The 22,465-nt window shown below is 69.3% G+C and carries 20 protein-coding genes; 3 read left to right on the top strand and 17 right to left on the bottom strand.

Annotated features, from left to right (window positions below; all coding sequences use genetic code 11):
• The 8 genes from ASG71_RS14535 to dxr form a co-directional block, all read right to left on the bottom strand.
• Positions 1-1,812, bottom strand: coding sequence for a proline--tRNA ligase (locus tag ASG71_RS14535; protein WP_056740536.1), 1,812 nt, complete (start codon positions 1,810-1,812; stop codon positions 1-3).
• Between the two features lie 371 nt (positions 1,813-2,183).
• Positions 2,184-3,062: a GNAT family N-acetyltransferase gene (locus ASG71_RS14530; protein WP_082575196.1), complete on the bottom strand. Its 879-nt coding sequence runs from the start codon at positions 3,060-3,062 to the stop codon at positions 2,184-2,186.
• Complete coding sequence (ispG, locus tag ASG71_RS14525) at positions 3,025-4,191, bottom strand: flavodoxin-dependent (E)-4-hydroxy-3-methylbut-2-enyl-diphosphate synthase (RefSeq protein ID WP_056740528.1); 1,167 nt, start codon at positions 4,189-4,191, stop codon at positions 3,025-3,027. Before ispG ends, ASG71_RS14530 begins: the two co-directional genes overlap by 38 nt.
• A 62-nt stretch (positions 4,192-4,253) precedes the next feature.
• A complete protein-coding gene (locus ASG71_RS14520) occupies positions 4,254-4,547 on the bottom strand; it encodes a YciI family protein (protein ID WP_056740524.1) in 294 nt (97 codons plus the stop codon).
• Positions 4,548-4,654: 107 nt separating this feature from the next.
• Positions 4,655-5,215, bottom strand: a complete 561-nt coding sequence (locus ASG71_RS14515) for a hypothetical protein (protein WP_056740522.1) — start codon at positions 5,213-5,215, stop codon at positions 4,655-4,657.
• Entirely contained in the window at positions 5,212-5,940 is a 729-nt protein-coding gene (locus tag ASG71_RS14510; RefSeq protein ID WP_056740520.1) for a hypothetical protein, read from the bottom strand. Before ASG71_RS14510 ends, ASG71_RS14515 begins: the two co-directional genes overlap by 4 nt.
• Positions 5,941-6,178: 238 nt before the next feature.
• Positions 6,179-7,510 carry a M50 family metallopeptidase gene (locus ASG71_RS14505; protein WP_056740517.1) on the bottom strand — a complete coding sequence of 444 codons (1,332 nt, stop codon included), beginning with the start codon at positions 7,508-7,510 and terminating at the stop codon, positions 6,179-6,181.
• 41 nt (positions 7,511-7,551) lie between these two features.
• Positions 7,552-8,736, bottom strand: coding sequence for a 1-deoxy-D-xylulose-5-phosphate reductoisomerase (gene dxr, locus ASG71_RS14500; protein WP_056740515.1), 1,185 nt, complete (start codon positions 8,734-8,736; stop codon positions 7,552-7,554).
• A gap of 164 nt (positions 8,737-8,900) precedes the next feature.
• Here dxr and ASG71_RS14495 point away from each other — a divergent pair, with 164 nt between their 5' ends.
• Entirely contained in the window at positions 8,901-10,400 is a 1,500-nt protein-coding gene (locus ASG71_RS14495; RefSeq protein WP_056740796.1) for a lipase maturation factor family protein, read from the top strand.
• 75 nt (positions 10,401-10,475) lie between these two features.
• On the opposite strand, the gene ASG71_RS14490 is transcribed toward ASG71_RS14495, so the two are convergent.
• The 3 genes from ASG71_RS14490 to ASG71_RS14480 are packed head-to-tail and all read right to left on the bottom strand — an operon-like array spanning position 10,476 to position 13,529.
• Positions 10,476-12,008, bottom strand: coding sequence for a tripartite tricarboxylate transporter permease (locus ASG71_RS14490; protein ID WP_056740513.1), 1,533 nt, complete (start codon positions 12,006-12,008; stop codon positions 10,476-10,478).
• Positions 12,001-12,522 carry a tripartite tricarboxylate transporter TctB family protein gene (locus ASG71_RS14485; RefSeq protein ID WP_056740512.1) on the bottom strand — a complete coding sequence of 174 codons (522 nt, stop codon included), beginning with the start codon at positions 12,520-12,522 and terminating at the stop codon, positions 12,001-12,003. Before ASG71_RS14485 ends, ASG71_RS14490 begins: the two co-directional genes overlap by 8 nt.
• A gap of 2 nt (positions 12,523-12,524) precedes the next feature.
• The gene (locus tag ASG71_RS14480) at positions 12,525-13,529 is read right to left on the bottom strand and encodes a Bug family tripartite tricarboxylate transporter substrate binding protein (RefSeq protein WP_056740509.1); all 1,005 of its coding nucleotides are present in this window, start codon (positions 13,527-13,529) and stop codon (positions 12,525-12,527) included.
• 173 nt (positions 13,530-13,702) lie between these two features.
• On the opposite strand from ASG71_RS14480, the gene ASG71_RS14475 reads away from it, so the two are divergent.
• Together ASG71_RS14475 and ASG71_RS14470 are read left to right on the top strand one after the other, a co-directional pair.
• The gene (locus ASG71_RS14475; RefSeq protein WP_082575194.1) at positions 13,703-15,337 is read left to right on the top strand and encodes a sensor histidine kinase; all 1,635 of its coding nucleotides are present in this window, start codon (positions 13,703-13,705) and stop codon (positions 15,335-15,337) included.
• Positions 15,334-16,062 (top strand): response regulator, encoded by a 729-nt coding sequence (locus ASG71_RS14470; RefSeq protein WP_056740506.1) that lies wholly within the window; start codon positions 15,334-15,336, stop codon positions 16,060-16,062. The genes ASG71_RS14475 and ASG71_RS14470 overlap by 4 nt, the downstream gene beginning before the upstream one ends.
• 25 nt (positions 16,063-16,087) lie before the next feature.
• Here ASG71_RS14470 and ASG71_RS14465 read toward each other — a convergent pair whose 3' ends face one another.
• The 6 genes from ASG71_RS14465 to ASG71_RS14440 are packed head-to-tail and all read right to left on the bottom strand — an operon-like array spanning position 16,088 to position 22,462.
• Positions 16,088-16,921: an HpcH/HpaI aldolase/citrate lyase family protein gene (locus ASG71_RS14465; protein WP_056740504.1), complete on the bottom strand. Its 834-nt coding sequence runs from the start codon at positions 16,919-16,921 to the stop codon at positions 16,088-16,090.
• Positions 16,918-17,466: a MaoC family dehydratase gene (locus ASG71_RS14460; protein ID WP_056740502.1), complete on the bottom strand. Its 549-nt coding sequence runs from the start codon at positions 17,464-17,466 to the stop codon at positions 16,918-16,920. Before ASG71_RS14460 ends, ASG71_RS14465 begins: the two co-directional genes overlap by 4 nt.
• Positions 17,463-18,224 carry a CoA transferase subunit B gene (locus ASG71_RS14455; protein WP_056740500.1) on the bottom strand — a complete coding sequence of 254 codons (762 nt, stop codon included), beginning with the start codon at positions 18,222-18,224 and terminating at the stop codon, positions 17,463-17,465. Before ASG71_RS14455 ends, ASG71_RS14460 begins: the two co-directional genes overlap by 4 nt.
• Before the next feature lie 2 nt (positions 18,225-18,226).
• Positions 18,227-19,027, bottom strand: coding sequence for a CoA transferase subunit A (locus tag ASG71_RS14450; RefSeq protein ID WP_056740499.1), 801 nt, complete (start codon positions 19,025-19,027; stop codon positions 18,227-18,229).
• Between the two features lie 20 nt (positions 19,028-19,047).
• The gene (locus ASG71_RS14445) at positions 19,048-20,223 is read right to left on the bottom strand and encodes an acyl-CoA dehydrogenase family protein (protein WP_056740498.1); all 1,176 of its coding nucleotides are present in this window, start codon (positions 20,221-20,223) and stop codon (positions 19,048-19,050) included.
• A gap of 55 nt (positions 20,224-20,278) precedes the next feature.
• Positions 20,279-22,462, bottom strand: a complete 2,184-nt coding sequence (locus ASG71_RS14440; protein ID WP_235564120.1) for an acetyl/propionyl/methylcrotonyl-CoA carboxylase subunit alpha — start codon at positions 22,460-22,462, stop codon at positions 20,279-20,281.
• Between the last annotated feature and the right edge of the window lie 3 nt (positions 22,463-22,465).

Genomic DNA, 22,465 nt, shown 5'->3' with positions numbered 1-22,465 from the left:
TCAGTTGCTGCGGACGGCGTTGACCACGTAATCAACGGCCTTGTCCACGGCGACGTTCTCGGCGTTGCCGCTGCGGCGGTCCTTGATCTCCACGACGCCGTCCACCAGCCCGCGGCCGACCGCGAGGATGGTCGGGACGCCGATAAGTTCGGCGTCGCCGAACTTGACGCCCGGGGATACCTTGGGCCGGTCATCGTAGATGACCTCAAGGCCGGCGGCCTGCAGTGCACGGGCGAGCTGCTCGGCGGCGGCGAAGATCTCCTCGCCGCGGCCGACCGCGACGACGTGGACGTCGGCCGGGGCGACGGCGCGGGGCCAGACCAGGCCCTTGTCGTCGTGGTTGGATTCGGCCAGGGCGGCCACGGCGCGGGTGACGCCGACGCCGTAGGAACCCATGGTCACGACGACCTGCTTGCCGTTCTGGTCCAGGACCTTGAGGTCCAGGGCCTCGGCGTACTTGCGGCCGAGCTGGAAGATGTGGCCCATTTCGATGCCGCGGGCCGTCTCCAGCGGGCCGGAGCCGTCCGGGGCCTCGTCGCCGGCGCGCACCTCGGTGGCTTCGATCACGCCGTCCCAGCCAAAGTCGCGGCCGGCGACCAGGCCGAAGACGTGCTTGCCGGCCTCGTTGGCGCCGGTGATCCAGGCGGTGCCGCGGACCACGCGGGGGTCGACCAGGTAGAGGAGCTTCGAGGCGGCTTCGGCGCCGAGCAGCGGCGCGTCCAGGGACAGGCCCGGGCCGATGTAGCCCTTGACCAACAGGGCCTGCTTCTTCAGGTCCTCTTCGTTGGCGGCCTCCAGGGTGATCTCGCCGGCGATCGGCAGGAACGCGCCGATGTTGGCCTCGACGCGCTTGAGGTCCACGGCGCGGTCGCCGGGTACGCCGAGGACGACGAGCTGGCGTTCGCCGGTGGGCAGGGTGACAGCGAGGACCACGTTCTTGAGCGTGTCAGCGGCGGTCCATGCGCCGCCGTCGGCCTCGGAACGGGGCGCCAGGGCGTTGGCGGCGTCGACGAGGGTCTCGATGGTGGGGGTGTCCGGGGTGTCGCGGACTTCGGCGGCGGGGGCGTTGGAGAAGTCAACGTCCGCCGGGACCACGGTGGTGACGGCTTCGACGTTGGCCGCGTAGCCGCCGGGCGAGCGGACGAAGGTGTCCTCGCCGATCTCCGTGGGGTGCAGGAATTCCTCGCTCTTGGACCCGCCCATGGCGCCGGCGGTCGCCGCGACCGGGACGACTTCCAGGCCCAGACGTTCGAAAATCTTCAGGTAGGCGGCGCGGTGCGCGGCGTAGCTGGCGTCCAGGCCGGCGTCGTCGACGTCGAAGGAGTAGGAGTCCTTCATGATGAACTCGCGGCCGCGGAGCAGGCCGGCCCGGGGACGGGCTTCGTCGCGGTACTTGTTCTGGATCTGGTAGATGCTCAGCGGCAGGTCCTTGTACGAGGAGTACAGGTCCTTGACCAGCAGGGTGAACATTTCCTCGTGCGTGGGCGCCAGCAGGTAGTCGTTGCCCTTGCGGTCCTTGAGCCGGAAGATGCCCTCGCCGTACTCGGTCCAGCGGTTGGAGGCCTCGTAGGGTTCCTTGGGCAGCAGCGCCGGGAAGTGCACTTCCTGCGCGCCGATCGCGGACATTTCCTCACGGATGATCCGCTCCACCCGGCGCAGCACGCTGAGTCCCAGCGGCAGCCAGGTGTAGATCCCGGGAGCCGCGCGCCGGATGTAGCCGGCACGGACGAGCAGCCGGTGGCTGGCCACCTCGGCGTCGGCGGGGTCTTCACGCAGGGTGCGCAGGAACAGCTGGGAAAGTCGAAGGACCACTGGGAGGTATCCGTTTCTGAGGACGTACGGGCGGTGCGGGCATTGCGAAGAATGTCCGGGAACTAATCTACCGCCAAGCGGCGGCACCGCTTTCCCCGGAAACGGGAAAGAGCCACGCCATCAGGGAAGCCCCTGGCCGTTTCCGGCTGGTCATCCCGCAATGGCGTGGCCCCTGCGACCCCAGCGCCGCTAAGTCCAAGGCGCGGTGTGCCTGTTCCTGCCCGAAGGGCCGGCATCCGCAGCCAATGGTGGGTTCTTCCCTGAGACCGCACGCGCCTGCTCGGCGCGGCTAGCTAGAACCTATGTGATCCCGGTCGCTTAAACAAGAGTTGCCACCCAGATTTTTGTCGATGACGCATGTCACGAAACTGTCAGAACAGCACGGTCGCGAAAGTTCCCACCTGGCCGAAACCGACCCGCTCGTAACTGGCCCTGGCGCGGGTGTTGAAATCGTTGACATAGAGGCTCGTGACCGGCGCCAAGGTCCTGGCGAGGACTACGACGGCGGCCATATAACCGGCGCTGAGGCCCTGCCCCCGGTGGGCCGGATTCATCCAGACGCCCTGGACCTGGGTGACGCCGGCGGTGACCGCTCCCAGTTCGGCTTTGAAGACCACCGCTCCGTCGGGGCCGAGGTGGACCAGCGAGTGTCCGGCCTGGATCAGGCCCTTGACCCGGCGGCTGTAGTGTTCCCGGCCGCCGAGGTAGGGCGAGTAGCCGACTTCCTCCTCGAACATGGCGGCGCAGGCGGGCAGGATCGCGTCGAAGTCCGCCAGCCGGCCGAACCCCAGGGCGGGATTCGGCGTGACGAGCGGAGCCGTGCTGATGGTCAGGAGCGGCTGGTCCGCACGGATTTCCTGGGCGTGGTGGCCCAGCGGTTCCAGGGCTGCGTACAGGGCCAGGACGGACTCGGCCGGCCCGAAGATCGAGGCGTACCGGCGGCCGGCCCGGTGGACGGCGGCCGCGACCAGGGGCGCCAGGTCCGGGGCGAGCTGGACGGGGACGAGGTTAGCCCCGGCCCAGCAGGCGCCAAGCAGCACCTCGCCGTCGAACACCCCGAAAATCCTGGCCCCGCCCGCGGTGGGCGACGCCGTCCCGGCCGTCTCAAGGTGGGAGAGGATGAAGACGTTGGCGACGTCGTCCTGGCGCGCCAGGTCCAGCAGCGCCTGCGTCTCGGCGCCGGTCAGGACCCGGACGCCGGCGCCGGGCTCCCTACGAGACGCTAACCACGGGGCTACCCTTGACAGCATCTTCGCCATCGGACTCCCCCATCTCTTCGGCGATGCGCATGGCCTCTTCGATCAGTGTCTCAACGATCTGGTCCTCGGGCACGGTCTTGATGACCTCGCCCTTGACGAAGATCTGGCCCTTGCCGTTGCCGGATGCCACGCCAAGGTCCGCTTCCCGGGCTTCGCCGGGACCGTTGACGACGCAGCCCATGACGGCGACCCGCAGCGGAACCTCCATGCCCTCGAGTCCGGCGGTGACCTGCTCGGCCAGCGTGTAGACGTCGACCTGGGCGCGGCCGCAGGACGGGCAGGAGACGATTTCGAGCTTGCGCGGGCGCAGATTCAGCGACTGGAGGATCTGGTTGCCGACCTTGATCTCCTCCACCGGCGGGGCGGACAGCGAGACCCGGATGGTGTCGCCGATGCCCCGGGAGAGCAGGGCGCCGAACGCGGTGGCGGACTTGATCGTGCCCTGGAAGGCTGGGCCGGCCTCGGTCACACCGAGGTGCAGCGGCCAGTCGCCCTTCTCCGCCAGCATTTCGTAGGCGGCGACCATGATGACCGGGTCGTTGTGCTTGACCGAGATCTTGAAGTCGTGGAAGCCGTGTTCCTCGAACAGGGACGCCTCCCAGACCGCGGACTCCACGAGGGCCTCCGGGGTGGCCTTGCCGTACTTCTTCAGGATGCCTGGTTCCAGCGAGCCGGCGTTGACGCCGATCCGGATGGAGGTGCCGTGGTCCTTGGCGGCGCGGGCGATTTCCTTGACCTGGTCATCGAACTTGCGGATGTTGCCCGGGTTCACCCGGACGGCGGCGCAGCCGGCCTCGATCGCGGCGAAGACGTACTTCGGCTGGAAGTGGATGTCGGCGATGACCGGGATCTGCGACTTCTTGGCGATGATCGGCAGGGCCTCGGCGTCGTCGGCGGACGGGCAGGCCACCCGGACGATGTCGCAGCCGGAGGCGGTCAGTTCGGCGATCTGCTGGAGGGTCGCGTTGATGTCCGTCGTCGGGGTCGTGGTCATCGACTGCACGCTGATCGGGAAGTCGGAGCCGACGCCGACCGAGCCGACCTTGATCTGGCGGGTTTTCCGGCGCGGGGCGAGAACGGGGGGCGGTGCCGACGGCATTCCCAGGCTGACCGAGGTCACGTGGACTCCTCTATGGATCGGATTTCTAGGTCGGAGGACCGATGGTTGGCTGGCGGGTGGAGCTAGCCTGCGTGGCCGGCCAGCTGGCCGGTGACGGGGGCCCAGGCCATGGTGCGGGTGCCGGAGATGGCGCCGGCGCCGGCGAAGGGATCCTCCCGGAGGAGTTCGTTCAGGGCCTGCTCGTCGGCCGCCTTGAAGATGAGCAGGGCGCCGGCGCCGTCGGAATACGGGCCGCTGGCGAGGAGGGTGCCCTCCTGGGCCAGGTTGGCGGTCCATTCGCGGTGCGCCGGACGGGCGGCGTCGCGGGTCTGGGCAGATTCGGCGTCGTAAACGTACTCCACAGCAAAAACAGTCATACCGATACCCTATCGCCCTGCCCGCCAGGTTCCCATCCGTTCCGCCGGGGGCGCACGGGCGGAAGCGGCGGGGTGACGGCGTGCGGGCCGGCCTGGCCGCCCGGCGGTCAGCCGAGGAAAAGCACTTTGACCAGGGCCGTCACCCCGGCCGCCCAGAGCAGCGAGGTGAGCGTGCCGATGATGAACCGTTCTGCTGCCACCGGGGTTTCCTTCAGCTCCGCGAAGCGCCCCAGCCCCTTGATCGCCACCACGTAGGCGATCGCGACCGGTTGGCCGGTGAGGATGGCCAGGCTGACGGCGAGGCGTTCCAACACACCGATAATGGCGCCGCCGCGAAGGATGCGGGTGCCGGAGACCGGGACGGCCTGCCCGGCGCTGGCGGGGGCGGTCCCGGAGGCCGCGTCAGGCGCAGGGGCGCCGTCAGCCGAGCGGGCCGCCGGCGCCGCCGCGCCGGGGCCGGGTTCCGCCAGGGTGATCTCGCCGTCGACCGCAGCGGCTCCGCTTGGTGCGGCGCCGGGCGCGGCGTTTGTGGCGTCTGGGGCAGCGCCTGCCGCCCTGGTGTCCGAGCGGTCGTCAATGGTGCGGGCCAGCCGGAACACCAGGGCGGTCACCGGCCACCCGGCGAATCCGGAGGCCAGCAGCGCCAGCGTGATCCAGAGGGCGTTCACCGGTCTCCTTCTGTGCTGTCCCGGGGGCGGGAATCCGACTGCTCGCCGGCGTCGGGGTTGCCGGTGATGAGTCCGTGGGCGAAGGACAGCAGCATTTCCGCCGCCGGCCTCGCCGCCCATTCTTCCTGCCATCCCGAGCGAAGCAGCGCACGGCTCACCGATTGCTCCGTGATTCCGAGTTTTTGGGCGGCGATTTTCTGCGTGCCGTGGGTACCGGCATGGCCGTGCTGTACCGAACGCAACGCGTCCACCACCTTCCACTGGGCGGCAGTCCGTTCCTGGACGAGCCGGCCGATCAGGCGCAATACCGCTTCGGCATTGGCACAGGCGCGGGCGCCGGCTGATCCTGCGGCCGAGGGCGCAACCTCTCCCCTGCGCAGCCCGCCGGAGACGACGGCGACCGGCACGTGCGCGGATCCGGACTTGGCGCTCTCGACAGCTGCCCGCGCCGCCACGAAGGCAGGTCCGGATCCTTCCCTGGGGCTGGACGGCAGCGGCAGGTCCACCGGGCCCACTCCGATTCCCACGTACCAGCGGCCGCTGCGCAGGGCGTGCAAGGCAATCCCGACGACGTCCTCGGGGTGCTTCACTACGCCCTGGACCTCATCGCCGACCGAACGCTCGAAATGCCCTCCCGGCGAGAGTTTCTGCAGTTCGGTGAGCAGGCCGGGGACGCGGTCGATGTCGGTGCTGCTGCCGCGCTGGTCAATGGTCATCACGTACATAGCCCCACCCTAAGGGGCTGATTTTGTCGAATCAACCATTTGCAACTGATTATTTGAAATAAGCCGAAATTAGCTGATTTGCCAGAACGGGCTGCTGCGCGTCCAACGCTCCAGCCAAGTTACTCCGGCTCTGTCAGCCCGGCACCCGCGGAACTGCGCGGGCCAGCGGCTCCGATACGGAAGGCCGGCACGAGTAACCGGGCGGGAACGATCGCATCAACTGCCAACTAGGCCCCGGCTAGCCGAACAGATTTACCGGCTTGACGATGTCGGCGTAGATCAACAGGGCGCCCATGCCCATCAGCAGGGCGGCCACCACGTAGGTGACCGGCAGCAGCTTGGCGATGTCGAAGGCTCCGGGGTCCGGGCGGCCGAGCAGCCGGGCGATCTGTCGGCGGGCGCCCTCATAGAGCGCACCGGCGACGTGGCCGCCGTCGAGCGGCAGCAGCGGAACCAGGTTGAACACGGCGAGGGCGAAGTTCAGGCCGCCGAGCAGCCCGACCAGCGCCGCGAGGCGGCTCTGCAGCGGCACCTGCTCCATGGCGGCGACCTCACCGGCGACCCGGCCCACGCCCACCACGCTGATGGGGCCGTTCGGGTCGCGGGGCTCCTCGCTGAAGGCCGCCTGCGCCACCCCTGCCACCCGCGCCGGCAGGTTCAGCACGACGCCGGCGATCTGCTTGATGTTTTCCCCGGCCATGGGCAGCACGGCCGACGCCGGCTGCTGCACGAGCGCTGTCTGGGCGCCGATGCCGAGGAAGCCGACGTCCTGGTACTGGAGCTTGCCCTCGGCGTCCTTGGCCTGCCGGCCGTCCGCGCCGACGACCGGACGGGCCGAGAGCACCGGGGTGACCGAGGTGGTGACCGGACCGCCGTCGCGCTCGACCGTGATGCTGACCTGCCGGTCCGCGGACGCGCGGATCCAGCCGGTCAGTTCGTCCCAGCTGGTGACGGCTTTGCCGTCAAAGGAGGTGATGCGGTCGCCCGGTTTGAGGCCCGCCGCGGCGGCCGGGGTGGGTTTGCAGTCTGCGGAGTTCGGATCGACGGTCTCGCCGGCCTTGACCTGGCATTTTGAGACATCGGCGATCGTGGTGGTGGACTCGGACACGCCAAAGCCCATCAACAGCACGGCGGTGAGCACCAGGCCGATCAGCAGGTTCATCGCCGGGCCGCCGAGCATGATGATGATTTTCTTCCAGACCGGAAGCCGGTAGAAGACCCGGTTTTCATCGCCCGGGCCGATTTCCTCGTGCGCCAGGGAACGGGCGTCGGCCGCGAGGGACTGGAACATCCCGGTGCTGGAGGGGCGGACGCTGCCGTCCTCTTTGTTCGGCGGGTACATGCCGATCATGGACACGAAGCCGCCGAGCGGGATCGCCTTGAGGCCGTACTCGGTTTCGCCCCGGCGCCGGGACCAGAGGGTGGGGCCGAAGCCGATCATGTACTTCGTGACGCGCACCTTGAAGAGCTTGGCCGGGACCAGGTGGCCCACCTCATGGAGGGCGATGGACACGGCGACGCCGATCACGACGAAGACGACGCCGAGGATAAAGAGGACAACGGGGCTCATGCTGGGCTTTGCTACTTCCTGGGCATTCGGTCGGCTACTTGCTAGGCACTTCCCACGGCCAAACGCTCGAGGGTCCGCGCGCGTGCCCATCGTTCAGCATCCAGCACGGATTCGACCGTCAGCCCGGAGGACCCTGAGTGTCCGCTGAGGACGGCCTCGACGGTGTCGACGATGTCGGTGAAGCGGATCCGGCCGGCGTGGAAGGCGGTCACGGCCTCCTCGTTCGCGGCGTTGAAGACCGCCGGGAAGGTGCTGCCGCGCCGGGCGGCCTCCTTGGCCAGGCCGACGGCGGGGAACGCTTCGGTGTCCAGCGGTTCGAACGTCCAGCTGGTGGCCGCGCTCCAATCGCAGGGCAGTGCGGCGCCGGGTACGCGGTCCGGCCAGCCGAGCCCGAGCGCGATGGGCAGGCGCATGTCCGGCGGGGACGCCTGGGCAATGGTGGACCCGTCGACGAACTGCACCATTGAGTGCACAACGGACTGCGGGTGCACGACGACGTCGATCCGCTCGAGCGGAATGTCGAAGAGCAGGTGGGCCTCGATGACTTCCAAACCCTTATTGACCAGGGTGGCGGAGTTGGTGGTGACCATCAGGCCCATGTCCCAGGTGGGGTGTGCCAGGGCGTCCTGCGGGCTGACGCCGTGCAGCTGGTCCCGTGACATGCCGCGGAACGGTCCGCCGGAGGCGGTGAGGACCAGCCGGTCAACCTCGGCGGCGGTCCCGGAGCGCAGGCACTGGGCAATGGCTGAGTGTTCGGAGTCGACCGGGACGATCTGGCCTTCGCGCGCCGCCGCCCTGACCAGGGCGCCGCCGACGATCAGGGATTCCTTGTTGGCAAGGGCCAGGGTGGCGCCGGATTTCAGCGCGGCCAGGGTGGGCGCGAGGCCGATCGAGCCGGTGATGCCGTTGAGGACAACGTCCGCCGGGATCTCCGCGATTCTGGTGGACGCCTCCGGGCCGGTGAAGATCTCCGGACGGTACCCGGCGACGCCGGCCGCGCGGGCGGCGTCGCCGATCAGTTGCCGCAGCGCCGCGGCGTCGCCGCTGGCGGCTCCGACGGCCCGGGCGCGGGTGTGCACGGCCTGGCGGGCGAGGAGTTCGGGGTTGCCGCCGCCGGCGCTAAGGGCCACGATCTCGAAGCGGTCCGGGGCGCCGTCGACGACGTCGATGGCCTGGGTGCCGATGGACCCGGTGGACCCGAGGAGGACGATTGTGCGCGGCTGCATGCATCCAGTATCCCGCACCGGCCGGGTCGTTGCTTCCGGCGCGAGATGACAGGTCGCGGCAGTGTCCGGGCGGAATACTGCCGCGAACTGTCATCTCGGGGCAGTCCCGGGGCCGCACGACGCCGCTCATTGACGCCGCGGGCCGCAGGCGTAACGTGGGGTTCGTGGAGTGGACGGCCTGGTTTGACGCGCCGGAGTACGAGTTCGCCCGGCAGGTGCTGCAGCGCGGCATCGCCGCCGTCTACTTCGTGGCCTTCCTGTCGTCCCTGAACCAGTTTCCGGCGCTCCTCGGCGAGCGCGGGCTGTTGCCGGTACCGGAGTTCCTGGCCCGCGCGGGCCGCAGGGTCCGGCCGACCCTGTTCAGCTGGCGCTACTCGGACGGGCTGCTGCGGGCAGTCTGCGTCACCGGCCTGGTGATTGCCGGCCTCCTCGTGCTGGGACTGCCGCAGCAGGGGCCGCCGTGGGTGCCGCTGCTGGCCTTCCTGGCGTTGTGGCTGTTGTACATGTCGGTGGTCAATGTGGGCCAGACGTTCTACGGGTTCGGCTGGGAGATGCTCCTGCTCGAGGCCGGTTTCACCGTGGCGTTCCTCGGCTCCGACCAGACTCCCCCGCCGTGGACCATCCTGATCCTGCTGGCGTGGCTGGTGTTCCGGCTGGAGTTCGGTGCGGGCATGATCAAGATCCGCGGCGGCCGGGAATGGCGCGACCTGACCGCGCTGTACTACCACCACGAGACCCAGCCCATGCCGGGGCCCTTGAGCCGGCAGGCCCACCTGTTACCCAAGGCCTGGCACCGGCTGGAGGTGCTGGGCAACCACGCCGCCCAGCTGGTGGTGCCGTTCTTCCTCTTTGCCCCGCAGCCGCTGGCCGGTGCGGCCGCGGCGGTCATCATCGTGACCCAGCTCTGGCTGGTCGCCAGCGGCAACTTCGCGTGGCTGAACTGGATGGCGATCCTGTTGGCCTTCGCCGCGGTCAGCGACCCGGTGGCACACGCCCTGGTGCCCGCCATCCCGCTGGACTGGCACGCCGCGGCCGCCGGTGCGGCCACCGGTGCGGGCAGCCAGGCCGCCGGCAGCCAGGCACCGGTGGCGTGGCTGGTCGTGGTGGGGCTGGCCACGGTGCTGTTGCTGGTGCTCAGCTACCGCCCGGCCGAGAACCTCTTCTCGCACTACCAGCTGATGAATGCCGCCTTCAACCGCTGGCAGCTGGTCAACGCCTACGGGGCATTCGGCTCCGTCACGAAGCAGCGGATCGAGATCGTGGTGGAGGGAACGCTCTCCGCGGAGCCGGACGAGGCGGCGGACTGGCGCGAGTACGGTTTCCGCGGCAAGCCCGGGGATGTCCGGCGCGTGCCCCGCCAGTGGGCGCCGTACCACCTGCGTCTGGACTGGCTGATGTGGTTCCTGCCGCTGCGCAGCGTGCACGAACAATGGTTCTATGCGTTCCTGGGCAAACTGCTGGAGGCCGACCGCCCGACCCTGCGCCTGCTGCGGCAGGATCCGTTCGGCGGCGCCCGCCCCCGCTGGGTGCGGGCCCGCAGCTTCCTCTACCGCTTCGCCACCCGGGCGGAGTTCCGCGCCACCGGCCAGCGCTGGATCCGGATTCCGCTGCACGAGTCGATTCCGCCGCTCTCCCTGCCGCCGGAGGACTGGCCGGAGAACTGAGCGCCATCTGACACAAATGGCCGGAATGGTGGGTACCATTCCGGCCATCTGCGGCAAATCAGCGCCCCTTGGACCCTAGACGGACACCGATTCCTTCTCGGTCGTCGCTTCCAGGGCGGCCTGCCGGCGGCGCAGCCACCAGGAACCCAGGAAGATCAGCGCCATGGTCGCGTAGACCACGACGGCGAACGGCGTCGAGAGCAGGGCCGTGGGGTCGTTCTGGGAGAGCTGCAGCGAGCGCCGCAACTGCACTTCGAACATCGGGCCGAGGATCATCGCCACCACCATGGGCGCCACGGGGTAGCCGTAGCGGCGCATGAAGTACCCCAGCACGCCGACGACCAGCAGGACGCCGACGTCGCTCGGCGAGAAGTTCACCGAGAAGGCGCCGAGCGCTGCGAAGACCAGGATGCCGGCGTACAGGTAGGGCCGCGGGATCTGCAGGATTTTCACCCAGAGCCCCACGAGCGGCAGGTTCAACACCAGCAGCATCAGGTTGCCCACGTACAGCGAGGCGATTAGGGTCCAGACCAGCGCACCTTGGTTTTCGAACAGGAGCGGTCCGGGCTGGATCTGGTAACGCTGGAAGGCCGTCAGCATCATGGCGGCGGTCGCCGTCGTCGGGATGCCGAGGGTCAGCAGCGGCACCAGGACACCGGCGGCGGCGGCATTGTTGGCCGCTTCCGGTCCGGCGACACCCTCGATCGCGCCCCTGCCGAACTGCGCCTTGCGGGGACCCTTGGCGAGCCTCCGCTCGGCCGCGTAGGACAGGAAGGTGGACACGTCCGCGCCGCCGGCCGGCACGGTGCCGATCGGGAAGCCGATGAACGTCCCGCGCAGCCACGGTTTCCAGGACCGCTGCCAGTCCTCCTTGGACAGCCAGGCGTTCTTGCCCTTGCTGACCGGGATGACCTCCACCGGGCCGTGCCGCAGCTTGGACGCGACGTACAGGGCCTCGCCGAGGGCGAAGAGCCCCACCGCGACCAGCACCATGTCGATGCCGTCCACCAGGTTGGGGTTGTCGAAGGTGAAGCGCTGCTGCGCGGTGCTGTCGTCGATGCCGATCAGGCCGATGAACAGGCCTAGGGCCAGGGACGCCAGGCCGCGGAGCACCGAGGCGCCCAGCAGTGCGCCGACCGTCAGGAAGGCCACCACCATCAGGGCGACGTAGTCCACCGGGCCGAGGCCGACGGCGAGCTCGGCCACCACCGGGGCGAGGAAGGACAGCAGCACGGTGGCGATGGTGCCGGCGATGAACGAACCGATCGCCGCCGTCGCCAGCGCCGCGGCTCCCCTGCCGGCCTTCGCCATTTTGTTGCCCTCGAGCGCGGTGACGATCGAGGAGGACTCACCGGGGGTGTTGAGCAGGATGGAGGTGGTGGAACCGCCGTACATGCCGCCGTAGTAGATGCCGGCGAAGACGATCAGGGCCGCCGCCGGGTCCAGGGCGTAGGTGATCGGCATCAGCAGCGCCACTGTCATGGCCGGCCCGATGCCCGGGAGCACCCCGACGGCGGTGCCGACAAAGACGCCGCCAAGTGCGTACAGCAGGTACACCGGCTGGAGGGCCGTTGTGAAGCCTTCGAGCAGGAGCATGAAGCTATCCATGGAAGAACGGCACCCCCTCAAGCAGCGGGCCCGGCGGGAGCGAGACGCCCAGCAGGCCGCCGAAGACGTACTGCAGCACCAGCGCCATGATCACCGAGACCAGCGCGGCTTTCCACAGCGGCTTGGCCTCCAGGGTCCAGGCGGACCCGGTGAACAGCACGGCGGCCGCGACCGGCCAGCCGGCGGGTTCGATCAGGAAGATGTGCAGCACCACGAAGCCGACGAGTTTGGCCAGCGCCGCCCAGTCGGTCTTGGCGGTGACGTCCAGGTCCTCCCCCTCCTCGGCCTGCCCGACCTTGCCGCGCAGGACCTGGACCACGATCCCGGTGCCGACGAGGACCAGCATGATGCAGACGATGTACGGGAAGGCCCGGGGGCCGATGCCGGTCTCCGACGGCGGGATCGGGATCGACCCCGCCGTCAGGAGGCCAGCCGCGCCCACGCTGACGAACAACAGGGCGAAGAGGATCTCCCCCGTTGGGCGTCTGGCGGGCGTAAGAGCGTGCGAAGACATTTCTACTTGACCAGGCCGATCTCCGACAGGGTGGTCTTGACCTTGGTGATGTCCTCGGTGAGGAAGGTCTTGAAGCCGTCGCCGGCGAGGAAGGCGTCGTCCCAGTTGTTCTTCTTCAGGGTGGACTTCCAGGCCTCCGTGTCGTGCAGCTTGGTCACGACGTCGGTGAGCTTGGCCTTCTGGGCGTCGTCGATCGAGCCGGGCGCGACCACGCCGCGCCAGTTGGTCAGCACGACGTCGATCCCCTGATCCTTGAGCGGCTTGACGCCCGGCAGCGCCGGGGCCTCGGCCTTGCCGGAGACGGCGAGCGCGCGGACCTTGCCGGCCTTGACCTGTTCGGCGTATTCGCCGACGCCGGAGATGCCGGCCTGGACCTTGTTGCCCAGCAGTGCCGCGATGGATTCCCCGCCGCCGGAGTAGCCGATGTAGTTCAGCTTGTCCGCCTCGACACCCTGGGACTTCAGGATCTGCCCGGCCAGGATGTGGTCCGCGCCGCCCGCGGATCCGCCGGTGATGGCGACGCCCTTGCCGTTGGCCTTGATGTCGGCCACGAGGTCCTGCACCGTCTGGTACTTCGACGACGCCGGGACCACCAGCACCAGCGGCTCCTCGGTCAGCCGGGCGATCGGGGTGGTGTCCTCGAGCCGGGTCTTGGCCCCGTTGGTCTCGACGGCGCCGACCATAACGTAGCCCATCACCATCAGGGTGTTGGCGTCCTTTTCGGTGGCGAGCTTGGCCAGGCCGTTGGTTCCGCCGCCGCCGCCGATATTGGTCACCTGGGCCGAGGTGACGAGCTTGTTGGACTGCAGGTCGGCCTGCAGGGCGCGGCCGGTCTGGTCCCAGCCGCCGCCGGGGTTGGCGGGGACGATGATGCTGAGCTTCTTGAGCGAGTCGCTGCTGCTGGACCCGGCGGAAGCGCCGCCGCCGCAGGCCGAGGCGGCGAGTACGAGGCCGGCGGCGCCGGCGACGAGGGCTGCGCGGCGGCTGAAGTTGAGGTGGGACGTCATGATCTCTCCTTGGAAGAATGTGATGCACATCATTGGAATCACTTCCCCGACCCTAGGGGCGGGCTTCCGGCCGGCACAGCATTAGGACGTAGAGGTAGTAGTGGTCATATTGGTCACGGCCGCAGGCCCCTGTTCGGGCCGTCCTTGCCGGGACCGGATGGGACACTTGTGACATGGTTCACAGGATTCCGCTGCGCTTCCAGCTGGTCGCGCTCCAGCTCGGCATCGTCCTGGCCGTGCTCACCGTCGTCGGGGCCGTGACGATCCGGATGCAGGAGCAGCAGCTGCGGGACGCGTACAAGGGCCGCATGATCGGCGTGGCCGAAAGCGTCGCCCGGCTGCCCTCCGTGGTCCAGGCGTTCAGCACCAGCGCCCCCGAACAGACCATCCAGCCCATCGCCGAGGTGATCCGCCAGGCCTCCAACGTCACCTATGTGGTGGTGACGGACCGCAACGGCGTCCGGCAGTCCCACCCGAATCCCGCGGAGATCGGCCGGCACGTTTCCACCGATCCCTCCGTGCCGCTCTCCGGGGATATATACGTCGGCACGCAGACAGGCACGCTCGGTGAGTCCTGGCGGGTCAAGGTGCCGATCTTCGACCGCTCCGGCACGGTGATCGGATCGGCGTCGGTGGGGGTGCTGGAAAGCACCCTGGCCGCGGACCTGAATGAGGACCTGCCGCTGCTCTTCGGCTGGCTCCTGGGCGCGGCGCTGCTGAGCTCGCTCGGCGCCATGTACGTCTCGAAGCTGGTCTGGCGGCGGATCTACAAGCTGGAACCGGAGGACATCGCCGCGCTGCTGGAGACCCGCGACGCCATGCTGCACGGCCTGGGCGAGGGCCTGGTGGCCGTCGACGCCGAGGGCCGGGTGGCGCTGGTGAACGACGAGGCCCGCCGGCTGCTGGGCGTGGGCGAGGAGATCCTCGGCACCGCCGCCACGGACTCGCTGGAGCCCGGCATCCACCGGCTGCTGGCCTCCGGGTCCGCGACCGAGGAACTGGTGCTGTCCGGGGAACGGATCCTGCTGGGCAAGGTCAACGCGGCCACCGTGGACGGCCGGGAGGTGGGCAAGGTGCTGATCCTGCGGGACCGGACCGAGCTGCACACCATGCTGCGGGACCGCGACGGCGCCCTGGACGTCACCCAGGCGCTTCGGGCCCAGGCGCACGAGTTCGCTAACAAGCTGCACGTGATCTCCGGGCTGCTCGAGCTCGGCGAGCAGGCCCAGGCCGTCGACTACCTGGGCCGGAGCCAGAACGACGCCGCGTTCGTGGACCGCCCGCTGGCGCCGGGGATCACCGACGACGGCGTGCGGGCGCTGCTGATCGCCAAGTCCACGGTGTGCGCCGAGCGGGGCATCGACATCGACGTGGATGCTGCGTCGGTGTGCACCCCGGACGGCACGGACGACGCGATCACGGTCCTCGGCAACCTGATCGACAACGCCGTGGACGCCGTCGGCTACGACAGCACGATCGCCGTCGCCCTCGCCGAGGGGCCTGCCGGCCGCACCCTCACGGTGGATGACGGCGGCCCCGGTGTCCCCGAATCGGAGCGGGAGGCGGTGTTCGACGCCGGGGTGACGAGTAAGGAACCGGACGGGATCAATACGCGCGGCTTCGGCCTGGCCCTGGTCCGGCGGGTGGCGCAGCGCCGCGAAGGCTCGGCCACGGTCACCCGTTCGGAGCTGGGCGGCGCCTGCTTTACCGTTGTTTTGAGGACGACGGGGTCCGGGACCGCGGAAGCGTCGGCCGGACCCGCGGCGGCCCGGCCCACAACCGAAGAGGCGGTACTGGAACAGCTATGAGCGGCATTCGCACCCTCATCATCGACGATGACGTGGCAGTGGCCGGGATCCATCATGGTTTCCTGCTGGCCCGCGGCGGTTTCGACGTGGTGGGCATGGCCCACACCGGCCAGCAGGGCCTGAACCTCGCGGCGGAGCTGCAGCCGGAACTGGTCCTGCTGGACATCCACCTGCCGGACATGTCCGGCCTGGACGTGCTGCAGTCGCTCCGGAACCGGCCCCGGCAGCCCGTCGACGTCCTGGTCATCACGGCGTCCCGCGAGCTGGAGACTGTCCGCTCGGCCATGGCCGGCGGCGTGCTGCACTACCTGGTCAAGCCCTTCACCTCGAAGGCGCTGAACGAGCGGCTGGACGGGTACGTGGCGTTGCGGGACGAGCTCGCCGCCGGCGCGACGGGCGGCCCGCTGGACCAGGAGCGGATCGACCGGCTGGTGGCGCCGCGGGCGGTTCCGGACGCTCCGGAAAGCCCCGACCCGGCGGTTGCCGGCGGCCCGCCGGCGAGGCTGCCGAAGGGTTTGTCCCGGCCCACCCTGGACGCGGTGATCGACGCGCTGCAGGCCAGCCCGGAGGATGTTTCCGCGGCCGGGCTGGCGCAGCAGCTGGGGCTGTCCAGGGTCAGCGCCCGCCGCTACCTCGAGTATCTCGTGGTCAACGGCTTCGCCCGGCTCACCCCGCGCTACGGTGCGGCGGGCCGTCCGGAGAACCGGTACCTGTGGAAGCGCTGAGCAGGCCCCGCCCTGGTGGGGAGCCCTAGCGGGCGGCGCGGCGGAGCGTGGCCTCGGCGTGCTTGAGGATCGGCCCGTCGATCATCTTTCCCTTGTACTGGAAGACCCCCGTGCCGGCCGCAGCGGCGGCGGCGAGCAGTTCGGTGGCCGCGGCGACGTCGGCCTCGGACGGGGCGTAGGCCTCCCGGACCACGGCCACCTGGTTCGGGTGGATGCAGGCCTTGGAGCCGAAGCCTGAGGCGACGGCGTCCCGGGACTCAGCGGCGAGGCCCTCAAGGTCGGGGATGTTGACATAGACCGAATCGACAGCTTCCTTGCCGGCGGCCCGCGCGGCGAGCAGGACCGTGGACCTGGCGTGCAGTGCCACCGCGCGATAGCCGCCGTCATCGCCCCGGCTGGAGGTTCCGCCGAGGGAGGCGAGCAGGTCCTCAGCGCCCCACATCAGGGCCACCACGTTGGGCTCCGCGGCAATCGCAGCAGCGTTGACGATGCCGGCCGCCGTCTCGCACAGGGCAATCACGCCGTAGCCCTCAAGCTCCTTCAGCTGGGCGGCGCTCTCGGCCTTGGCGAGCATTACGTGGCGGTAGGGGGTGTGTTTGAGGCAGTGCAGGTCCTTTTCGAACTCCTCCGTGCCGGCCGGGTTGACGCGGATGATCGTGCGGCTCGGGTCAAGCTCCGGGACGTCCCCGGCGGAGCCGAGCTGGGCAAGGATGGCGCCTCGGGCGCGCTGCTTGTCCGCGGGCGCGACGGCGTCCTCCAGGTCCAGGATCACCGCATCGGCGCGCTCGGCGGCCTTCTGATAGCGCTCGGGGCGGTCGGCGGGGCAGAACAGCAGGGCGGGACCCATCAGGAAACTCATGCTTCGATTGTCCCCTTTTCTGCACCGTCCTGCTGCGCGGCGTGCGCCTCCCGGGTCCACATCAGGCAGCTCCGTGTCGCCAGGGCCACCACCGTGCCGTCCTGGTTCCGGCCGGTGTGCTGCATGGTCACGATCCCCTGGCCTGGCCGTGAGGAGGAGAGCCGCTTGCCGGTCACCTCCGTCTCGGTGTACAGCGTGTCGCCGTGGTAGAGCGGGTGCGGGAAGGAGACGTCGGTCAGTCCCAGCTGCGCGATGATGGTGCCCTGGGTCAGCTGCGGCACCGACTGGCCCACCAGCGTGGCGAGGGTGAACATGGAGTTCATCAGCCGCTGGCCGAACGGCTGCCCGGCGCTCCACGCGGCGTCAAGGTGCAGCGCCTGGGTGTTCATGGTCATGGTGGTGAACAGGACGTTGTCCGTCTCGGTCACGGTCCGGCCGGGCCGGTGCGCGTAGAGGACGCCTTCTTCGAGTTCGTCAAAATACAGGCCGCGCTGTTCGATGACCCGGGGGCCGGTGGCGGGTTCGGAGGTTGCGTTCGTGCTCATACGGTCAGTTCCTGGTCTTCCTCGAATAGTTCCGCACCGGTCGCGGCGGCCACGTCCTCCGCGGTGACGCCGGGGGCAAGTTCCCGCAGCACCAGCCGCGAGGTCCCGCCCTCGGTCACGACGTCGATCACGGCCAGGTCGGTGATGATCCGGTCGACGCAGCCCTTTCCGGTGAGCGGCAGGGTGCAGCGCTCGACGATTTTCGGGTTGCCGTTGCGGTCCACGTGCTCCATCATCACGATGACCTTCTTCGCCCCGAAGACCAGGTCCATCGCGCCGCCCATGCCTTTGACCATCTTGCCGGGGATCATCCAGTTGGCCAGGTCCCCGTTCTGGGCCACCTCCATCGCCCCCAGGACGGCGACGTCGACGTGCCCGCCGCGGATCATCCCGAAGGAGGCGGCGGAGTCGAAGAATGCGGCGCCCTTGTTGACCGTGACGGTTTCCTTGCCCGCGTTGATCAGGTCGGGGTCGACCCGGTCCTCTGTTGGGTAGGGTCCGACGCCGAGGATGCCGTTTTCGGAGTGCAGCACCACCTCGACCCCGTCCGGGATGTAGTTGGGGATCAGCGTGGGCATGCCGATGCCGAGGTTGACGTACTGGCCGTTGCGCAGTTCCCGGGCGACCCGGGCGGCCAGCTCGTTCCGGGTCCACCCCTTGCCCTGGACGCCGGGGCCGTGGTCGACGGCGGGCGGCCGGTACTCGTGGCGGACCGCCTCTGGACGGGGCGGGGCGCCTTGGGTGTTGTTCGACTCCACGGCTACGCTCCTTGCTGCTCGGTGGTGCGGGTGGTGCCGGACGTGCCGGCCGGCTGTTCCGCTACGGTGCGCTTTTCGATGCGTTTCTCCGCCTCCGGGGCGAGCACGACGCGCTGGACGAAGATGCCCGGGACGTGGATGTGTTCCGGGTCCAGCTCGCCCGGTTCGACGATTTCCTCGACCTCGGCGATGGTGATTTTCCCGGCCATGGCGCACAGCGGGTTGAAGTTCATCGCGGCGGCGTGGAAGACCAGGTTCCCGTGCCGGTCACCTTTCCAGGCGTGGACCAGGCCGAAGTCCGGAGTCAGCGCCTCCTCCAGCACGTAGTCGGCACCGTGGAAGCTGCGCACCTCCTTCGGCGCGGAGGCGACCGCGATGGTGCCGTCGGCGTCGTACTTCTGCGGCAGGCCGCCGTCGGAGACCTGCGTGCCGACCCCGGCGGGCGTGTAGAACGCGGGGATGCCCGCTCCCCCGGCGCGCAGCTTTTCTGCCAGGGTTCCCTGCGGGGTGAGGACCACCTCGAGTTCGCCGGCCAGGTACTGCCGGGCGAACTCCTTGTTCTCGCCCACGTAGGAGCTGATCGTGCGCCGGATCCGGCCGTCCTTGAGCAGGATGCCCAGGCCCCAGTCGTCCACGCCGCAGTTGTTGCTGACGGTTTCCAGGTCCGTCGCGCCGCGTTCGTGCAGGGCCGCGATCAGCGCCACCGGGATGCCGCACAGTCCGAAACCGCCGACGGCGAGCGAGGCGCCGTCGGGGATGTCCGCGACGGCCTCGGCGGCGCTGGCAACGACTTTGTTGATCATCTGGGGATCCTTCCGGCCGGCTACAGTCCCAGTTCGCGGGCGATCAGCATCAGCTGGACCTCCGTGGTGCCCTCGCCGACCTCGAGGATCTTGGAGTCGCGGTAGTGGCGCGCCACGGTGAACTCGTTGATGAAGCCATAGCCGCCGAACACCTGGGTGGCGTCCCGCGCGTTGTCCATGGCTGCCTCGCCTGCGATCATCTTAGCGATGGCGGCCTGGGTCTTGAACGGCTTGCCGGCGAGCATCCGGGCGGCCGCGTCGTAGTAGGCCAGGCGGGCGGTGTGCGCCCGTGCTTCCATCCGCGCGATCTTGAAAGCGATGGCCTGGTACTTGCCGATGTTCTGGCCGAAGGCGCTGCGTTCTTTGGCGTACTTCACCGACTGGTCCACGCAGCCCTGGGCGGCGCCGACGGCGAGCGCGGCGATGGCGATCCGGCCCTCGTCGAGGATGGAGAGGAAGTTGGCGTAACCGCGGCCCCGGGTGCCGAGCAGGTTGGCCTCCGGAACGCGGACATTGTCGAGGGTCAGCGGGTGGGTGTCCGAGGCGTTCCAGCCGACCTTGTTGTAGGCCTTTTCCGCGGTGAAGCCCGGCGTATTGGTGGGCACCAGGATGGTGGAGATTTCCTTCTTGATGCTGCCGTCGGGGCGTTCCTCCTGGCCGGTGACCGCGGTGACGGTGACGAGCTTGGTGATATCTGTGCCGGAGTTGGTGATGAACGCCTTGTTGCCGTTGATGACCCAGTTTTTTGCGTCTCCGACGCTCTCGAGCCGGGCGGTGGTCTTGGTGCCGCCGGCGTCGGAGCCGGCTTCGGGCTCGGTCAGGCCGAAGCCGGCGAGGGCCTTGCCGGAGGCGAGCAGCGGCAGCCATTCCTGCTTCTGGGCCTCGTTGCCGAAGCGGTGGATCGGCATGGCGCCGAGCGAGACGCCGGCTTCGAGGGTGATGGCGACCGACTGGTCCACCCGGCCGAGCTGCTCGAGGGCGAGGGCCAGGGCGAAGTAGTCCCCGCCCATGCCGCCGACCTCCTCGGGGAACGGCAGGCCGAAGAGGCCCATGTCCGCCATCTGGGAGACGACCTCGTAGGGGAAGCTGTGTTCCTCGTCGTGCTTGGCGGAGACCGGGGCGACGACCTGGTCGGCGAATTCGCGGACGGTGTCGCTGAGGTCCTGGTAGTCCTCGCTGAGTTCAAAATCCGGCATGGGGTGACTCCTGTGTCTGGTGGCTGTTCTGGTGTGGTGCTGAAGCTGGTGGTTGCTAGTCCGCCGCGCCCATGGCGATGACGGATTCTTCGACGGTGTCCTCGGCGTTGGAGGACTCCGGCGACTGGGCGGGGTGGATGGTGGCGAGGACCTGGTCGGCCTTGACGAGGTCTCCGGTGCCTGCGCTGAGGTGGACGGTCCCGTCGAGGGGTGCCACGAGCTGGTGCTCCATCTTCATGGCCTCCACCGAAAGCAGGACCTGGCCGGCGGTCACGGCGTCGCCGTTGCCGACCGAGACGGACACCACGGTGCCGGGCATCGGCGAGCGCACCGCCGGGTCGGCAGCGCCTTCCTCGCGCTCGACGGCGGCCAGCACCCGGGCGAGCCGGGCCTCCCGGGTGAGCACCTCGAGCCGGCAGGACCAGCCGTCATTGCCGAGGAAAAACTCTGTGGGTGCCGGGCTTTCCGGGCCCGGGCCATATGCTCCCAAAGTCACCTGCGCGAGGGAGAAGAGCCGGGCTTCGCCCCCTAGAGTCACTTCCGCCTGGTTGCGCCGGGCGAACCTCAATGACGCCGTACGTTGCGGGCCGCCATCGACGCTGACAGTAGCCGCGCCCTGCCCTACCGAACCGGAGACCTCAACGGTGGCAATTCCACCGTCAGGGGTTCCGAGACTGATCCGGCGCGGGGCAGCTGCACCGAGCCGCCACCCGTCACGCCGCTGCCAGGGTCCCTCCCCGGCGTCGCGCGCATCGGTCTCCCGCATCGCCGCGGCGAAGACGGCGGCCGCGGCCACTTCGAAGTCGCCGGCGTGCCGGAACGTGAACTCGGGCATCTTGCGTTCAATCAGGCCGGTGTCGAGCCGTCCGGCACGGACATCGGCGTCGTTGATCAGCAGCCGCAGGTATTCGACGTTGGTGTCGATGCCGAGCGCGGTGTAGCCGGCGAGCGCCCGGTCGAGGGTCTCCAAAGCCTCCGCCCGGTCCTCCCCCCACGCGATGACCTTGGAAATCATGGGGTCGTAGCTGCTGGAGATTTGGAGGCCCTCCAGGAGCGCCGAGTCGACCCGGACCTTGCCGTCCGCGGCGTCCGGCAGCTCGTCCAGCACAAGGACCCGCCCAATGGACGGCAGGAAGTTCTTCTCCGGGACCTCTGCGTAGACCCGGGCCTCCACGGAGTGACCGGTGAGGACGACGTCGTCCTGCGTCACGGTGAGTTCTTCTCCGGCGGCGATGCGGACCTGCCACTCAACCAGGTCCACGCCGGTGACCATCTCGGTGACCGGGTGCTCGACCTGCAGGCGGGTGTTCATCTCCATGAAGAAGAACTCGTCCGGGGCGTTGTCCGAGACCAGGAACTCCACGGTGCCGGCGCCGGAGTAGTTGACGCTGCGGGCGGCGTTGCAGGCGGCCTCGCCGAGCCGGGCGCGGATGGCGGCGCCGTCGGGCAGGCCTTCGAGCAGCGGGGACGGGGCTTCCTCGATCACCTTCTGGTGGCGGCGCTGCAGGGAACACTCGCGCTCGCCGAGATGGATGACGTTGCCGTGGTTGTCGGCGAGGACCTGGACCTCGATGTGCCGCGGGGTGGTGACCAGCCGCTCCAGGAACAGCGTGTCGTCGCCGAAGGCGCTGGCCGCGACCCGCCGGGCGGTGGCGAGGGTGTCCGCCAGGTCCTCGGGCCGTTCGACAACGTGCATGCCCTTGCCGCCGCCGCCGGCGGAGGGCTTGATCAGCAGCGGATAGCCGACGCCGGCCGCGGCCTCGATCAGCTGCGCATCGCTCATGCCGGGTTCGGCGACGCCCGGGACCACCGGGACACCGTAGCCGGTGACGTGGTTCTTGGACCGGATCTTGTCGCCCATGATGTTCAGGGATTCGACGCCGGGGCCGATGAAGGTGATGCCGGCCTGCTCCAGGGCGCGGGCGAACTCGACGTTCTCGCTCAGGAAGCCGTAGCCCGGGTGCACGGCCTCGGCGCCGGTCTCGCGGCAGGCCTGGATGATGGCCTCGATTTTGAGGTAGCTCTCGGTGGCGGCCGCCGGGCCGATCCGGACGGCGACGTCGGCCTCCCGCACGTGGCGGGCGCCGGCGTCGGCGTCGGAGTAGACGGCGACCGAACGGATGCCCAAGGCACGCAGGGTGCGGATCACGCGGCAGGCGATCTCGCCGCGGTTCGCGACCAGGACGGTGCCGAAGAGCGGCTTGGGGGTTGAAGCGGCGGGGGTGGGGGTAACAGTCACAGC

Source organism: Arthrobacter sp. Soil763, assembly GCF_001428365.1.
Classification (GTDB): Bacteria; Actinomycetota; Actinomycetes; order Actinomycetales; family Micrococcaceae; genus Arthrobacter.
This window is presented reverse-complemented; position numbering and strand designations above follow the sequence as displayed.

Bases quoted from the DNA above. Each gene is read 5' to 3' on its own strand.
- ASG71_RS14530 (WP_082575196.1), bottom strand. From the start codon at position 3,062: ATGCTGTCAAGGGTAGCCCCGTGGTTAGCGTCTCGTAGGGAGCCCGGC.
- ASG71_RS14520 (WP_056740524.1), bottom strand. From the start codon at position 4,547: ATGACTGTTTTTGCTGTGGAGTACGTTTACGACGCCGAATCTGCCCAG.
- ASG71_RS14510 (WP_056740520.1), bottom strand. From the start codon at position 5,940: ATGTACGTGATGACCATTGACCAGCGCGGCAGCAGCACCGACATCGAC.
- ASG71_RS14505 (WP_056740517.1), bottom strand. From the start codon at position 7,510: ATGAGCCCCGTTGTCCTCTTTATCCTCGGCGTCGTCTTCGTCGTGATC.
- dxr (WP_056740515.1), bottom strand. From the start codon at position 8,736: ATGCAGCCGCGCACAATCGTCCTCCTCGGGTCCACCGGGTCCATCGGC.
- ASG71_RS14490 (WP_056740513.1), bottom strand. From the start codon at position 12,008: ATGGATAGCTTCATGCTCCTGCTCGAAGGCTTCACAACGGCCCTCCAG.
- ASG71_RS14485 (WP_056740512.1), bottom strand. From the start codon at position 12,522: ATGTCTTCGCACGCTCTTACGCCCGCCAGACGCCCAACGGGGGAGATC.
- ASG71_RS14480 (WP_056740509.1), bottom strand. From the start codon at position 13,529: ATGACGTCCCACCTCAACTTCAGCCGCCGCGCAGCCCTCGTCGCCGGC.
- ASG71_RS14475 (WP_082575194.1), top strand. From the start codon at position 13,703: ATGGTTCACAGGATTCCGCTGCGCTTCCAGCTGGTCGCGCTCCAGCTC.
- ASG71_RS14470 (WP_056740506.1), top strand. From the start codon at position 15,334: ATGAGCGGCATTCGCACCCTCATCATCGACGATGACGTGGCAGTGGCC.
- ASG71_RS14465 (WP_056740504.1), bottom strand. From the start codon at position 16,921: ATGAGTTTCCTGATGGGTCCCGCCCTGCTGTTCTGCCCCGCCGACCGC.
- ASG71_RS14460 (WP_056740502.1), bottom strand. From the start codon at position 17,466: ATGAGCACGAACGCAACCTCCGAACCCGCCACCGGCCCCCGGGTCATC.
- ASG71_RS14450 (WP_056740499.1), bottom strand. From the start codon at position 19,027: ATGATCAACAAAGTCGTTGCCAGCGCCGCCGAGGCCGTCGCGGACATC.
- ASG71_RS14445 (WP_056740498.1), bottom strand. From the start codon at position 20,223: ATGCCGGATTTTGAACTCAGCGAGGACTACCAGGACCTCAGCGACACC.